The organism is Cryobacterium sp. N19, from assembly GCF_002929595.1.
GTDB lineage: Bacteria > Actinomycetota > Actinomycetes > Actinomycetales > Microbacteriaceae > Cryobacterium > Cryobacterium flavum.
In genome coordinates this window covers 409,058-423,393 of sequence record NZ_PJJR01000054.1, presented here as the reverse complement: position 1 = coordinate 423,393, position 14,336 = coordinate 409,058, and the positions used below count along the sequence as shown (strand labels likewise).

The 14,336-nt window shown below is 60.4% G+C and carries 12 protein-coding genes; 4 read left to right on the top strand and 8 right to left on the bottom strand.

The window, feature by feature from the left end:
• Nucleotides 1-845 precede the first annotated feature (845 nt).
• Nucleotides 846-2,198 carry a hypothetical protein gene (locus CXY78_RS20025; RefSeq protein ID WP_104090884.1) on the top strand — a complete coding sequence of 451 codons (1,353 nt, stop codon included), beginning with the start codon at nt 846-848 and terminating at the stop codon, nt 2,196-2,198.
• A 149-nt stretch (nt 2,199-2,347) separates the two neighbouring features.
• Here the strand turns inward: CXY78_RS20025 and CXY78_RS20020 are convergent, their stop codons facing one another.
• From CXY78_RS20020 to CXY78_RS20010, 3 genes are all read right to left on the bottom strand, one after another.
• Nucleotides 2,348-3,268, bottom strand: a complete 921-nt coding sequence (locus CXY78_RS20020; protein ID WP_158253363.1) for a site-specific integrase — start codon at nt 3,266-3,268, stop codon at nt 2,348-2,350.
• Nucleotides 3,269-3,534: 266 nt separating this feature from the next.
• Nucleotides 3,535-3,888 carry an AlpA family transcriptional regulator gene (locus CXY78_RS20015; protein WP_233206253.1) on the bottom strand — a complete coding sequence of 118 codons (354 nt, stop codon included), beginning with the start codon at nt 3,886-3,888 and terminating at the stop codon, nt 3,535-3,537.
• Between the two features lie 419 nt (nt 3,889-4,307).
• Nucleotides 4,308-5,129: a hypothetical protein gene (locus CXY78_RS20010; RefSeq protein ID WP_140425750.1), complete on the bottom strand. Its 822-nt coding sequence runs from the start codon at nt 5,127-5,129 to the stop codon at nt 4,308-4,310.
• 885 nt (nt 5,130-6,014) lie between these two features.
• Between CXY78_RS20010 and CXY78_RS20000 the strand changes: the two genes are divergently transcribed.
• Nucleotides 6,015-6,308: a hypothetical protein gene (locus tag CXY78_RS20000; protein WP_104090878.1), complete on the top strand. Its 294-nt coding sequence runs from the start codon at nt 6,015-6,017 to the stop codon at nt 6,306-6,308.
• Nucleotides 6,309-6,382: 74 nt separating this feature from the next.
• Here the strand turns inward: CXY78_RS20000 and CXY78_RS21300 are convergent, their stop codons facing one another.
• Nucleotides 6,383-7,195 carry a hypothetical protein gene (locus tag CXY78_RS21300; protein ID WP_233206252.1) on the bottom strand — a complete coding sequence of 271 codons (813 nt, stop codon included), beginning with the start codon at nt 7,193-7,195 and terminating at the stop codon, nt 6,383-6,385.
• 185 nt (nt 7,196-7,380) lie between these two features.
• Here CXY78_RS21300 and CXY78_RS19990 point away from each other — a divergent pair, with 185 nt between their 5' ends.
• The gene (locus CXY78_RS19990; protein WP_199182650.1) at nt 7,381-8,037 is read left to right on the top strand and encodes a uracil-DNA glycosylase; all 657 of its coding nucleotides are present in this window, start codon (nt 7,381-7,383) and stop codon (nt 8,035-8,037) included.
• Between the two features lie 231 nt (nt 8,038-8,268).
• Here the strand turns inward: CXY78_RS19990 and CXY78_RS19985 are convergent, their stop codons facing one another.
• The 4 genes from CXY78_RS19985 to CXY78_RS19970 all read right to left on the bottom strand — a co-directional run bounded on the left by CXY78_RS19985 (nt 8,269) and on the right by CXY78_RS19970 (nt 12,286).
• Nucleotides 8,269-8,829, bottom strand: a complete 561-nt coding sequence (locus tag CXY78_RS19985; protein ID WP_104090875.1) for a hypothetical protein — start codon at nt 8,827-8,829, stop codon at nt 8,269-8,271.
• A 37-nt stretch (nt 8,830-8,866) separates the two neighbouring features.
• Nucleotides 8,867-10,537, bottom strand: a complete 1,671-nt coding sequence (locus CXY78_RS19980; protein WP_140425749.1) for a hypothetical protein — start codon at nt 10,535-10,537, stop codon at nt 8,867-8,869.
• 244 nt (nt 10,538-10,781) lie between these two features.
• Entirely contained in the window at nt 10,782-12,011 is a 1,230-nt protein-coding gene (locus CXY78_RS19975) for a hypothetical protein (RefSeq protein ID WP_140425748.1), read from the bottom strand.
• A gap of 8 nt (nt 12,012-12,019) precedes the next feature.
• Nucleotides 12,020-12,286, bottom strand: a complete 267-nt coding sequence (locus tag CXY78_RS19970; RefSeq protein ID WP_104090871.1) for a hypothetical protein — start codon at nt 12,284-12,286, stop codon at nt 12,020-12,022.
• Between the two features lie 1,504 nt (nt 12,287-13,790).
• Between CXY78_RS19970 and CXY78_RS19955 the strand changes: the two genes are divergently transcribed.
• The gene (locus CXY78_RS19955; RefSeq protein ID WP_140425747.1) at nt 13,791-14,138 is read left to right on the top strand and encodes a hypothetical protein; all 348 of its coding nucleotides are present in this window, start codon (nt 13,791-13,793) and stop codon (nt 14,136-14,138) included.
• The last annotated feature ends 198 nt before the right edge of the window (nt 14,139-14,336 follow it).

Here is a 14,336-nt window from a genome sequence, read left to right as displayed (position 1 = left end):
ACAGTGCGCGCGCATGGTTCGCCTCCACCTGTCTGGAAGACCGCCCTCCTCTCGACGGGCCATCCTCTAGATAACGTCGTCCCGATTCAATTGTTGGAGATTGTCAAATAGGTACCGATGTGTCTGCTCGTCATCGGCAATAAAATCGTTCGTGTAGCGGCTGTCGGCCCAGGAAGTATTACCCGTAGCATGCACGTGAAGCTCACCACCCGTGATTGTGTACGTACGGTCCTCGCTGGAGTTCTTCGCGGTATAGCTCGTCCTCGTCGAGAAGCCCTCGTTTTGTTCAAGCAGTTGCACACGTACATCTTTCGTGAGCCGCATGGCACCCCTTTCTCTGCACTGGCCGTACCTGAAGTGATCGCAATCATACGGGCTCAGGCGTGCCAAGCGAAGATACAGGCACGCCGCCCGTGTGATTTTCTAGCTAAAAACTCGGCATTATTCAGTTAGCCTCCTGCGTTCGAAGGGACACGGTCGCGAGCTCGGCGGACCAGCACGGCCTATGCCTTCACACGACTCAAAGTTTTGCGACAGACTAAGCCACAGGTCTACACCGGAATCGCGCCGATGTGTCAACATTTGGGGGACAAATGCAGGTTTTATATGCTGTCGACTTTGAGATCGGTGGGCCCCTAGAGCCAAACGAAAGACACCAGGCGTTGAGTGAGCACATTGCCCGGTGGCTGAGCAACGGTTCTTCAGGTGAGGTCACGGCTGACGATCTAGCCAGATCAGGCTCTGCGCTCCTCCCTCCGCGCTCCGTCGGTGAGCGTCATTCCACCACGCGGAGTGCGTCTTGGGAGGTAGTCGAAGCCGGTGGGGCTCGAGCTTTGCGTGTGTCAGTGACACAACTCGTTGACGCTGACGTCGAACTGACCACAAGAGTCACTGTGGCAACCGTGATGCAGAAGACATGGTTCAGAGTCGGGCTGAGTCGGGAACAAACCGCTGGATATCTGAGTCCAGTACGGGATACGCCAATCTTCCAACCGGGAGTGCTGGGCATGGTCGTCAGGGATGACCGGCTGAACGTGTCCATCGGTGCCCAAAGAATCGATGACAGCTACCTGCCTATTCGAACAGCCAGCGATGCCGAACTATTAGTGCACAGCATGGGCAAATCGCAGAGATTGCCTATCGTGCTCGTTCACCTGAGAAGTCCGGAGTCGTGGGCCCTCGCCCGGCTGCTCTCTACGAGGTTGATAGGTTTAGCTCGCGTAATTACTCTCAACCATTCGACAAGCCGCCAGATCTTCGCCAGCCTTCCAATTGTAAATGTCCCTTTCGGTGGAGCACTGCTGGTTTGGTCCGACCTGAATGCACGGGGAGTTTCCTTCACGGGCGAGGAGATCGCCCTTAGGGGAATTGACAACGTTCGCGCTCGCCTCATGAGCCGACTGGCCGCCATATCGGCTCTTGCTCGGGGAATCGACGAGGGGTGGCGTTCCGCCCGCACAGCAACACAGCAGATGGCGCGCTCAGCCGCTGAGGAACGGGTTCTCCGTGCCATCGAATCAGACGATCATAGTGGCGAGGTAGAAGCTTTACGGTCACAAGTGTCGGGGCTAAAAGATGACTTGAATCTCTGGCAGTCCATCGCGGAAGAATCTGAGGAGAAGCGAGTTGAAGCAGAATCACTTGCTGAGAATGCAGAGGATGCAATCAGAAACGCCGACTATTGGCGCGAGCAATATGAGGCGGCTGTAACGAGGTCTGTGACGGAGGATGTCGTGGACGTTTGGGACCTAGTCCCCATACTCGTGGCCCGCAGCGATCCCCAGGCAACTTTTCGGGCCCTGGAAGACGCGGCACAGGATCGGATCGTGTTTACCGACTCAGCGCAGCGATCGTGGAAAAGCATCTCCTATCCTGACGCCGCGGACATGACCCTAAAACTTAAGATGCTGGCTCGTGGGGCGGTAGATCTGTATGGACCAGATAGTGGACCAATTGGCCACCTCGATGACTGGTTTGCCCAACGTGAACTCAAGGTGGCATCTTCCGATCAGACCATTTCTCGATCTCCAAAGCTACGGACCTTTGATTTTGAGGGCCGCGAATACAGCCAAGTTATGCACGTGAAAGTTCGAGACGGCGTCAAGCCAAACGAAGTGGGGCGAATCCACTTCGATCTCGATAAGGAGAATCAACGAATCGTCGTCAACCACGTGGCAGTCAAGCTGTACAGCAGCTGATAGCTGCTGTTATCAGCGCCTGCCAGCCATACTTGACATCGCCTACATCCAAACCTCTTAGTAGAAAAAGGAGATATTTCAGGTCGCCTAGGTGCTAGTGGAGGCGGGAGCAGCGACCCCACCTGGAAATACAGACAAAGTAGCGGATCTCAAATGGGTGGCGCCAACCGCTGCATCACCTCCGCCGGCCCCGACTTCACCGTGCGGTCAGGCTCCGCATAGTGCGCCTTCGTCGTCGACGTCGACGTATGCCCGAGCATGTCGGCCGCCGCCTGCATACCGAGCTCGTTGGCGAGCAACGTCGCGCCCGTTCGGCGGAAGGAGTGCGGTGTGATGTTCAGGCCCTCGAGCCCGGCATTGCGGAGTATCTCGCGGAACGTGCGCCTGACGTTATATGGCGCGAGCGGAGTGCCCACCCTCGAGTAAAAGATCAGGTGCTCCGCATCCTCCGGATCGAGCAGTGCCAAACGCTGGCGGATAACCTCGACCGCGAAGGGCGGCATGCCGATGACCCGGTTCGACTCGTGGGTCTTGGGATGCTCCTGACGGTGCACGCCGGCCCTGTTGTGCACGACGAGCGTGCCGCTGATGCTTACCCGCGGGGGGTCGGCATCCAGGTCGACGTCGCACTGCCGAATGGCGAGCACTTCTCCGATGCGCGTGGCGGTGCCGAGCATCACCTCGATGATGTCGCGCACCTGGCCGTCGGACCGCGGCCCCATCCTGCCGTCCTCTGTGCGCCATTCGCGGGCTGCCAGGCGGATAGCGGCAATCTGGTCGCTCGTGAGCGCCTTCGGCGTGTGCGGAGGACTCTTCATGCGCGAGGTCTCCTTCATCGGATTTCGCGGAATGATCTCCCGCCGCGTTGCGAACGCCAGGATCATGCCGAGGATTGTTCGTGAATGCTTCGCTCGCGTATACGACTGCACTCGCTGCTGCCTCAGGAAGAGCTCGATGCGACCAACAGTCACCTCCCGAATCGCAAAGTTCTCAAAGTAGGGCAGGACAAGCACGCGCAACTCGCGTCGATAGGTGTCCTTCGTACCCTGGGCACGGTCGACATCGAGCATCACGTCCTCCATCCAAGCGGCCGCGAGCAGCAGAAATGGTGAGCTCGCGGTGAGTGAGTCGCCGCTGCCGCCGGCTCTCAGGCGGGCCGCGAGTTCTGCTTTGAGGGAAGCCTGCGCAGCGTTACGACTCGGTCCGGTCGCCATCACCCTCCGCGTTTGACCATCCCAGTCGCGGAAGCGAGTAATCGCTCGGAAGATCCCCTGACTGACCTGTTGAGTCGTGATGGCACCGAACGTGCTGACTGGCAGCCGCGGTCGTCCGGCCATCATTGTTTGGCCCCGTGGTCAACTACGGGAGTCTCTGGCTCGTGAAGCCCGTCAAGCCATTGCACCACGTCGGAAACGCGGAAGCGGATCTCCCGGCCCACTCGAATGCCCAAGGGACCACGTCCGTCGGTGCGCAGGTCGTAGATCGCCTGCGTCTGCAAGCCGAGGTACTCGGCGAGCTCGCTTGTCGTTAAAACCGGCTCGAGGCCGAGGCCGAAGTGTCGTTCGCTGTCCATAACCCATAGGTGCTCGAGGTCATTCCAGATGACTCGAACCGGGTCGTGCACCTTCTCTATGAGCGGCCAGAGATAGCGGATATTTATGAATAAAAGACCAATAAACGGATAGTGCATCAAGTCTTGGCCTTTCGGTACAGACAAGAAACCCTGACCAGGTCGAATTTACAGTAGGGCGGCCGGGACTTGAACCCGGGACCGACGGATTACGCCAAGTGCTCATGAGTCGCTCGGCCGGTGATAATGAACCATCGATTCATCTCGACGAACTTCGGTCGGATCAGGTTTTCATCGTTGCAGATGCGCTGAAAGGTTGAGATCAGCCTAGACCGAGTTCGTGCTACCTCGATGGAATAAATGGACAATAAATAAGCGCGCATCAAGTCGAGCCCAGCTGGTTCTCGCACCCGCCTTAAAACGCACCTTCGAAGTCGAGGGCTATTTACGAAAGCTAGCAGGGCAGGGATCCTGCGTGACCGCGGACCTCCTTTTCCTCCGCTGGCCTAACTCTTTTCCTCTACCCCGTCCTGACGTCGTTACTCAGCCTCATCGTCAAGCACGTCGTGTTCCCTCAGCAGTACGCTTGCGCCTGAAGGGACCGCATTATCCTCGACCTGCGGTGCCCTGCCGCGGATTCTGGCGCTTTCGGTGAGGACCGGCCCACAGAATGAAAGCAGCAGAGCAGGGCCGAGAACTGTAACGATCGCTACGGCTAGGGCGGTGACCGCCACTGTATAGATTGGCACTTGGTATAGGTTGTACCACTCTGCAAACAGCAGCAGAACGTTCAGGAAGACCAACGGTCTGAGGGAGGCCAGAAGTTCAAAGAAGTCGACGGCGGGCACCCGTCGCAACCGCAAGAGGATCACGAGAAACATGAGTGCGAGGACCGAGAGGAAGACCAGTGCAGCGATCATCAAATCGCTTTGGCTTATCTTGAGCAAGAAGAAGCCGCTCCGCATCTCTCGAGCAGTGGAGAAGAACACCGCCGCAACGGAGTTCGCAATTACGAGAGCTACGCAGAACAGAGCGTAGATCCACGGGCGCAGGATCGAGACGGTCGCTTTCGGGGTTCTAGTGATCAAACTCTCAACATCGCGCATATAGGTCGGCGTCAGCCCCCTAGATCGCGCATAAGCCGTCCTGCCGGGGCCGACTATAAGCATCCAGGCGCCCACAGCTAGGAACACCGGAAGCCCTTGCACGACAATAGCGAAAAGGGTCGATATTTCGTCCCGCGCTGACTCGGTTAAAACGAACGCGACGGCCAACGATCCGAATCCGATGAGAATCTCCCGTCCGGTCTGACTGGCTCCAGCCCACGCGTCGTCTCCTATGGTCCGGGCCTTGAAAGCCATCCACCCGCTATACAAGCATGCCAATCCGAACGACGACAATGAGACACTGAAGGCGAAGTCGCCCTGCAAAGTCGCTTGAGTAGCGCTGTCCGCTTCGTCGTACCGGCTGATGCGGTCGCTATGCAACCACTCCGACCCCCACATCGACAAAAGGCCCAGTGTCGCGAGTGCCGAGATCATGGCCCATCGACGAAATGCCGTGATCAGATATCTTGTCCTGGCAGTAGCCAACATCTTGAACCCCCGGGATAGGTCCGAGCACGGATTCGCTTGCGCGCGATCACACGAATTCTTGAAAACACCGTCGATCTCGAGGAGTGTAGCGTGAGGCGACGTCATTCGGCTCGCCTCCGGCTTGCGTACTTCATGCCACCGACAACACCCTCGTGTTCGTAAGACTTGCCCGCACAAGGTTGATGACGACCAACTTGAAGTGGCATGCTTGACAGGAGCAGGGCCCACGCCGGTCAGGCGTCGCGAGCTAGGTATCTTGTTGGGACTTGAGTGGTCGATGTGAGCTGGTGTCGGCTGGCCAGCCGTTCAGGTCGACACGGCCGGGATCGCCCGCCCTCTCGAACACATCAGCCCTCAAGAACTGGTTAATGCAATGGCGGACATTTGCCACACCTCAGCAGGGATGAACGAAATAGAACTGATGCGGGAGACGCTGAACATGTTTGGCGGTACCTCGCTGACTACCAAGTCTCGAGATCTCCTGTCGGCCGCGCTACTGACCGGGCAAACCAACTGTCGGCTACAACGCACACACAACGGCGTCTACTTGGCTGCCGACACCTGATCTGGACTGCTCGAACGACCCTCATCGCCCTTCTCCTATTTCAGTTGCCGTCAGGAGGCAGGCACCGCGGCCGCGCTCAGGGCGCCGTGACGCCAGCGCAGATCTTGTCGTTGGCGGCGACGTTGAAACGGGAGCGGCCCGCGCGCACGTCCGCGCAGGTGCGACGCATCATGACCGACACGTTGGGTGATGCGCCGTCGGAGTCGACGCTGCTGCGGCACTTCCGCACCTTGGAACTCCCGACGGGGGTACGGGAGGTGTTCGGCCGGTTCGAAGCGGACTATCCCAGCGAGATCTGGGTCGGTGACGGGCTGCACGGGCCACGGATCAACGGGCGGAAACGTATCTGTCCGCGTTCCTCGACGACCAGATCCGCGTGAGCGACCGACGATGAGCAACAAGTCGGAGCGTACCCCTGAGGGATCGGGATTCGGGCCAAAGATAGGAACCGTCGCTACAGCGAGAGCACCACGCGGACATGAGCGATCTGAGCTGCGGTGAGGGGATCCCATGATTTGCCCTTCGCATGGTCCGGAAACCCGGCGCGGAGTGCCCGTCGAATCGTCCCACCGTCGCGGCCGAACTCTCGAGTGAGTTGGGCGACCGTCACTGTGCGACCTCCGCTCGCACCGAATTCTTCCTCGGGGTCCAATCCTGATGACCGTGGAGCCTGAGTGGGGCGTTGTGAACGCGGGACACCGGATGCGATCCGATTCCAGATCGCATGAGTCTTGAGTATCTCGACCGCAGCACTTTCGAGCGCGAGAGCACGGCCTTGGGTCGCGCATTCCGCCCACCGAAGCTCGACATCGAGCAATCGAATGGCGTCCTGCGCCCACACCGAAGCTCGTGTGGGCTGGCCGGCGTGCACGGCGTCGAGGTGTTCCTCGACGAACGTAGCGTCCGCCAGCGCCCGATCGAGCGCCGCCTCGCCAAACCCGCTCACCGCGCCTTTCCCAAGCCTGTAGATCGAAAGCCTGCCTCGAATGCCCTGACCTTTGCGTTCGCCGGCCATGCCAACGTAGACGATCACCCCATCGCGCGTTCGCATCTGATAGACGCCCGGTGTAAGCGGTGCAACTGGTGCCGCAGTTGCGAAGGATGCCCAGTCAGACCAATCAGCAAGATCATCGACTGCTGTGTATGCTTCGTTACGGTTGGTGGTCACATGAACATCATGGCGGCTAACTGCGACGGTCACTGCCAGTTTCTTCATCGCCCAGAGCGCGACGCCTGCCAACTCACAACAAGCGAGGCGCCCGCTCAAGAGCCTGTGGTAAATGGCAGGGCGCGGCACCCGTTTAGGGACTGGTCGCCCGCGAGAGTAAGAACATTCGATACGCTCGGACGATGAACCTTGCCGGGCCACGCTCGCTCCGCGCCTGTCTTGAAGTTTCAGACAGGCTGAACCTGCTTCACTCCAGTCCAACGGCGTCCCCGCTTGCTGATTGGTTGGACCGTCTCATCGCGATCCGGTCCGAGGCGGGGCTTCCGGCCGAAGTGCCATATACAGATCCACTCGACGCCGGAATTGAAGCGCGGGTGTTGATCATTCTCGAGGCACCTGGCCCCATGACGAACGCGTTCAACCCGGTTCCGGGTTCCGGATTCATCTCCTCTGACAATGACGACGCCACCGCTGAGAATCTGTGGCGAGCGCGTAAGCAATCCGGCCTCATCGACGGGGTTCTCATCTGGAACGCGGTCCCGTGGTATCTGGGACCTACCAAGCGGAAGCCGCGAGTTGCCGAGAAGGCCGAGGGGGGTGAGATCCTCCGCGAGCTGACCCAAATGCTTCCTGAACTGCACACGGTCGTTCCGCTCGGTAAACACGCAAAGGATACGTGGCGGCGCTTCGCTCGGCCGGGCCTCGGGACTGCGATGCGTACGGTCGAGTCATTTCATAGCGGTACCCAGGCAATGAATCAGCCTGGCCTCCGAGATCACCTGCATGCTGCCCTCGCTCGAGCAGCCACCGACTGGCGACCGCTCGCCACAGCTGAGGACGCACTGATCATGATCGAATTAGACGGCATCGGCGCGACAACGAACCACTGGTATGAGGATAACCACGGAGACCGGATCGACATTCACCCGCGGTGGTGGTGACGACGTAGTAGCGATCACGGGCGAGCCTGCCACTGGCTTCACGCGGACGCAGGCTGAATGTTCCTCTGAGGAATCCACGAAACGGACGCTCGCAGTGACCACCTGGAGCGACACTGCAAAGGTGCGGTCATCCAGCTCGTACGGGTCCACGCGGCGCCCGGCGATTAGCCCAGGCCACAAGTTGAACTGGCCTTTGTTCCCGCTCGAGGGAGACCGGGGCGTCGCCGAATGCTACTGCGGTCGCGCGCTGGCGCTCCAGGCGTTGTAGACGTCGGTCAAGGTCTGCGGTCCTCGCTCCACGCGCTGCCGCAATGACCTCGCAGCAAGCACGGAGCATGTTTGCATCGGACTTACCGGCTCGGGTCTGATCCCAGTGAGGACGGGCTGGTTCTGGTACATGTACCCCTTGACTCTCTCGCTGCCCGATGCCCATCGGCCCCCGATCGTCTGAATGAGCAGCTCTCCGAGGTAGCGAGCGGCACCGTCGATCAGCCATAGGGTGTCTGCGGAGAAGCGGGCGTATCCCGCAGAGCTCGGGTGGTGGAACCACGAGGGCAAATCTTCGGGAAGCTCAAGCTGATCCGCATCGATTCGAGGTCCGGGTTGGCCCAGGGCTGGCGGTTCGTATCCTTCTCGCCAAGCGAGCTTCGGCTCGACGGCATCCCACACCGGCTCGAGCGAGCCAGGCGAGAACGTCAGTTCGCGGTCGATGGTCGACGCAAACCGGTCGAGCGACATTGGCTGAACGCCGAGAAAGCCGGCGAGGTATTCGGCCGCGTCGGCACTGGTCATCGCGACGAAGTCGGTGTAATCGGGAATCGAGCGGCTCCTATGCGGGGATATGGATCGTGTACGGGATTTCTAGCTCGTCCAGGAGGTCGAGCACCGGCTTGCTCGGTCCCAGAGTCTTCGAGACGGCACTGGCGAAGAAATGCCAATGAGCTCCATCGATGTCGCCCTGATCCACAAGGTAAGCATCCGACCTAATCTGCCGTTCAATTGACGGGCTCAGATTGACACGACCCACTTTCGACTCGTGAGCCACGTTGTCAGCGAGGACATCGAATCGCCGGAGGAAGTCATTGCAGGCCTCGATGCAGTCTTTCGTGGAACGTGCGATTTGTGTGTATTTGCTGCCATCAGTTGCTGGATAGAGCCCGGCCAGGAATGTTTCTCCATCCTTACCCGTGTCGAAGAAGCCAGCTCGGCCACTGTTGACATTGACGTGACCGGGGCGTTTCATGGCCTCAGCGAGACTATCGAGGCCGACCCTCCCCTCCTGAAGTCGGAGAAGCGACTTTTCGCTGGAGCCGGCGGCCATGAGGTACGCCCAGTTCGGCGTGACCTGCGCGACGGTCGCCACCTTGATATCGTCCGGAACCCACTTGAGCGCCACGATGGCAGCACCCACGGCGGGGGCAAGCTCGGGGTGACGGAGGACGAACTTCGCGGTCTTGGCGGGGATAGCGGCCGCGTCGCCGATGGCCGGTGCCATGCCGACGACGCTGAAGCCTGCGCCGACCCAGTCGGCGTGGATGCCCGACCCGATGGCATCGCGGAGGTCGGCAGCCCCGCCGATCACCCAGCCGACTCCGGGAATGAAACTGGAGCTTCCGGAGGCAAGATTGCCGACCAACCAGGCGAGAGAGTCACCCGGAACGATCTCGCCGACGAACGCCCCCTGGGCGAACTCCCGCGCGTAGGTCGCTGGCTCGACCTTTACATCGGCCGATAATGGGTCGAGCCCCTGGCTCTCCTGATTCTTAACCTCGTACCCGTCGTCGAGGCCGTCGCAGTCAGTGTCAGCAACATCTGGAGCCGTGCCGAGATACTCGACCTCGCGGCCGTCCTCGACCTCATCGCCATCGCTGTCGCGATCGAACGCGTCGAGGGAAAGATCGGCTTCAGCCGCGTCGGAGAGGCCGTCCCCGTCAGTATCGGACATCAGCGGGCTCGAGAAAACCACGAACTCGACGCCGGTGTCAGGGTCAGATACCGCCTGGCCCGCTTCCTCCCCGTCGGTGAGTCCGTCGTCGTCAGTGTCGGGATCCATCGGATCAGTTCGGTAGACCGCGCCCCTCGTGCTCAGCCAGCCGCTCGTCTCGGCATTGTCGTCGAGATCGTCGTCGTCTGAGTCGCCCTTAGTGGGGTTGGAATTGCCCGCATACAGCGTGCTCGCGCCGGGGTCAGAGACCACCCGACCCGCCTCGTCCCCATCGGTGAGCCCGTCGCCGTCCGTATCGGCCGCATGAGGATCGGTGGTGAACGTGTTGCCACCGACCGTGCGCCAGCCGGACGCCTCAACGTGATCTGCCAACCCGTCGCCGTCGGAGTCCGCCTGGCTGCTGGCGACGTAACTTAGGCCGACGACAATGAGGACCACAACGAGTACGCCTGCCAGTGGCCCTAGGAACCAGCGGAGGCGTCGACTCATTGCAGCCTTGGTGACGGGCTCCCGAGGTGCAACCTCCCGCAGAGCAGGCACGTCGCGTTCACTCACGCTTCGAGATGAACACAGGGCCGCGCGGATCAAGGGTGGATGTCTGGATCGTCATTAGTCCCATTCGTGTTCGGTTCACCTCACTCTAGGGCGCAACGGACAAGTCGGTTCTGCGAGCGCCTACAAGCCCTCCAGCACTTTCGATTTTTTCCTAAATGGCCTGGATGCTGGCAAGAAGGCCTGCAGCGCGTCAGCGCGTCCGGCCTTCAGAAGAGCCGGGTTTGCTCGGTCCTTCCTTCGCCATCTACTCTGCAAGCTCCCGTAGATGAACCGATTGGCCCACCGCGTCGCGGGGTTCGAGCGAGGTCGCGATGTGCAGGCCCGCGATGCGGGCGGCGGTCCGAGCATCCGCTTTGGTCAACCTGCTCGTGGGCACGCGCTCGATGACGTCCTGCAGCGCAAGCTGCACCGCCACAGAATTGACCGGCACCCGTGGCATTCCCCGATGTGCCCGCGCCCGGTTCTCCGCCTCTGCCTTGGCTTCCAACCGCCCACTGTCGCGGTAAAAATGCACTACGATGGCCTTCACAAGCGCATCAAACTGCTGCTGCCGCTCCACCCGCCAAACCTCAGCCTTCGTACTCCGCACAGCCGCAGCGACGTCGCGGCCGGTCAGCAGGTCGACCCGGCGCATCCGCTCTGCGATTATCTCGACGGCTCGGGCGTGAACGATGGTCTCCGCCGGAACCGACGGCAGCCCGACACGCGCCCGTGATAAAACGTAGGCCTCGGCGAACTCGCGCATGCGGGCACCGTTCTCGAGCATGAGCTCGGTCAACGATTCGGCGAACACCGTGAACTGCCGCAGATGCTCGGGCCGCGATGGGTCAGCGAAATACGCATCGGCTGCACGCTCGTTGGCCCGGCGCTCAGCCGCAGTCGTCGCGTGCAGAAGTTTCGGCGGGAGGCCGGCCCGACTCAGGCTGCGCTTGAGCCGTCTCGCCGCGGCGTTGGCCTCCAGCTCGGACTGGTAGATCTCCGGATCGCTGCGCCGGTTGCGCTGCAGCTCGGCCCGGCGCTCCTTGTTGCGCTCTGCCCACTGCCGCGTGATCTGCTTCGTGCGCTCAGGGTCCGCATCCCGCCTGGCCGCAGCCCGGGCGTTCACCTCGTCGCGATGGGCCTCGTAGTAGCGGTTGTAGTACTCGCGCACCTTCTCGCGATTCTCCGCCACCCACCGCTGCTGATACTCACGCCGGCGCTCCGGATGCTCCACCCGCCACCGCTTCGCCCGATCCCTCCCCCGCGCCCGCACCTCCGCCTCACGATGCCGGCGAGCCGCAGCCCGACGCATCGAATCCCGATTCAACTCCCGGGCCCGGTCTAGGTGCTCCGACCGCCAGAGACGATTCAGCTCGCGGATCCGGTCGCGATTTGCCGCCACATACTGACGCCGCTTCTCCGCAGCGTCATCGACAGACGGATGCTCCGCCAGATCCTTCCGCGCCGCGGCAGCTTTCTCAGATGGGTCGTTCATGATCGCAGCTACGCGGCAGGCGGCGGGGCCAGCTCGATGACCAGGGCGAGGAGTTCAGAGCGATGCGCCGTCGGATTCGTGATCACGCGCCCGACCGCGACCCGGAGCCGCTCGGCGTCCTCATCCGCGATCCCGGCGACGGGCTCCAGGCAGTACGCGATGTCGTTCTGCAGGTTGGGGCCGTCATCGTCGACAGCGACCTCCGGATAATAGAACAGCGCGGCCAGCGCGGTACGGCTGAGCAGGTCGTCGAATTGCTCCTGCGGGATCGTCATAGTGGAACCTCCTGTGAGCGGACGGGTATGGGCCAATCATGCCGCTAAGAGGAGGTACGCCGACCGTGACCGGCGGGCGATTCGGATGCAGTCGTCAGCGACGCCTCTCCGCAAACTCCGGCTGATGGAGACGTTCCGGCGTGACGCTTTCGGTGGACTGCGCCTGCGTCATGCGCCGCCGCCCCCGCGCTTCGCGGACGCGCACCGACATCAAGCGCATCAGGCTCACAGGCCCGACAACGAGAGCCCGGCGCACTACGCCGCAGCGAGCCCGTATGGGACAGCGAGGAGCATCGCGGGCATGCCCCATTTGATACCGCGACGAGTAATGATCGCGTCGATTACGATGTTGGTCGGCATAAACCGCCGCAAAAAATTAGTAGCTGCGGGCCGTGGCGACCAGAATGAATTCGAACATCGCGCGGCCTCTCAGATCTTGTCATCGCAACGAGCGATGGCGCGCACTATGGGTTGCCTGAGAAAAGTCTAGATCCGATAAAACACAAACGGAAGTCCCGACGTACCACCAGTGGGCGCTGTCACATGGCAGCGACGTGCGTGCCGAATCGTTTCGAAGCGCTGTTCTAGCGCGCACAGCTGTGCCTGCGTATGAATCAAGACGACGCGGCCGCCCTAGCCGGGGCAGCATCCCATTTCGAGTTCGTACTTTGGGCACGGAAGGGAGCAACCATTGTCTCGACTGAGGAAAGCACTCGGCTTGCTGACCACCGCTTGCGGTCAGCCCAATCATCGTATTCGCGGGAAGCCATTTCCCAGAGGCCATACGCGGAGTAAAACTAAACCGGTCGGAGGTAAAAGCCACCCATCGAGTGGTTTCTAGTTCGAGGAATTGTCGATTTTGGTCGCTGGACTTCCCTGTTTTCCTCCAGCCTTCGTGTGGCCGTTGCGCCACGAGGGCGAGTAAACACATTCCGCACGACGTAGTCTGTCGACCCCTGCAGTGCTCTTCCAGAACTCCAAAATCTTTGTCCGCAGGCGCTGGATAGCTATCTGGCCGAGATCAACCATGAAGACCATCGTCTTTATACCTCGCCAACCATCGTAATCGGAATAGGATCCTTGATCCGGTGCAGCAAGCGAAGATCCTCAAGTTGATGGCTTTCCGTACCACCCCCAACGGAGTTCCGTCTAGTTCTGCCTGTCGCACCAAGATGAAGACAATCTCGCCCGATTCTCGAATGAAGTCGTATTTATCGCGCCATCGAGCGCTAAGCAGGCCATCATCTGCGCCAGCATCCAGGTCCAGTAACTCTTGTTCCTTAGTGTTCATTCGCTTTCGGACGGCACGCTGCACATCTGCGGAGGTTTTACGTAATAAGGCGTCTTCCCTGTACACTTTTCCTTGCTCATCCGCGCGACAGCCTCATCCATCAAAGTTATATAGTCTCGAGCTACCCCAAGCTAGAAACTGGCTCCCAGTTCCTCCCAACTGGATATCTCTTCGTTGCGGCACGAACGCAAAAACGCCGATATAGTTCGAGGGATGAATAATATGAAGCCGTGGCGCGCACTAACTTTCGCTATCCTCGCTGGACTAGCTGCAGCGTGTCTAAGCACCACGTTGATTGGCTTTTTTCGTGATGTTGCGCTCATCGCCCCGTTGGTATTTGTATTTGCAACTATCGTTTTTGCTGGAGCGAGCCTTTTCATGTCGTCGTTGGTAGCGGCGCCTACCCCGGAAGAGGCGTCAGAGCTAAAGTACTCATGGAATCGCCTCGTTAAGCGCGACCCAAAGCAAAAGGCGGAAATGACGTTATCCGGCTTTGGGTTCCTGTTCAGCGTCGCATCGTTTTATGCACTTGCGTCGATTGAAGCGCTTTCACAGTCGTAGATTCAGCCAGCTAGGAAACCCCCGCCAGGTTCGACTGGCAGCTCTCCGTGCCGATGGCGTTGCGACACCCCACGGCGCTCATTGTTACGGTCGGCCCGTTGCTTGGTGATCTGCTTCTAACGCTCAGGATCAGGGTCTCGCCCAGCGGCAGCCCGAGCGCCCACATCATCGCGGATAGCGGTGTGACCCAGCAGACCA

Excerpts from the sequence above, each read along its gene's own strand:
- CXY78_RS19970 (WP_104090871.1), bottom strand. The coding sequence starts at position 12,286 with ATGACGATCCCGCAGGAGCAATTCGACGACCTGCTCAGCCGTACCGCG.
- CXY78_RS20015 (WP_233206253.1), bottom strand. The coding sequence starts at position 3,888 with ATGCACTATCCGTTTATTGGTCTTTTATTCATAAATATCCGCTATCTC.
- CXY78_RS20020 (WP_158253363.1), bottom strand. The coding sequence starts at position 3,268 with ATGCTCGATGTCGACCGTGCCCAGGGTACGAAGGACACCTATCGACGC.
- CXY78_RS19975 (WP_140425748.1), bottom strand. The coding sequence starts at position 12,011 with ATGAACGACCCATCTGAGAAAGCTGCCGCGGCGCGGAAGGATCTGGCG.
- CXY78_RS19955 (WP_140425747.1), top strand. The coding sequence starts at position 13,791 with ATGAATAATATGAAGCCGTGGCGCGCACTAACTTTCGCTATCCTCGCT.
- CXY78_RS19985 (WP_104090875.1), bottom strand. The coding sequence starts at position 8,829 with ATGACCAGTGCCGACGCGGCCGAATACCTCGCCGGCTTTCTCGGCGTT.
- CXY78_RS20010 (WP_140425750.1), bottom strand. The coding sequence starts at position 5,129 with ATGGCTTTCAAGGCCCGGACCATAGGAGACGACGCGTGGGCTGGAGCC.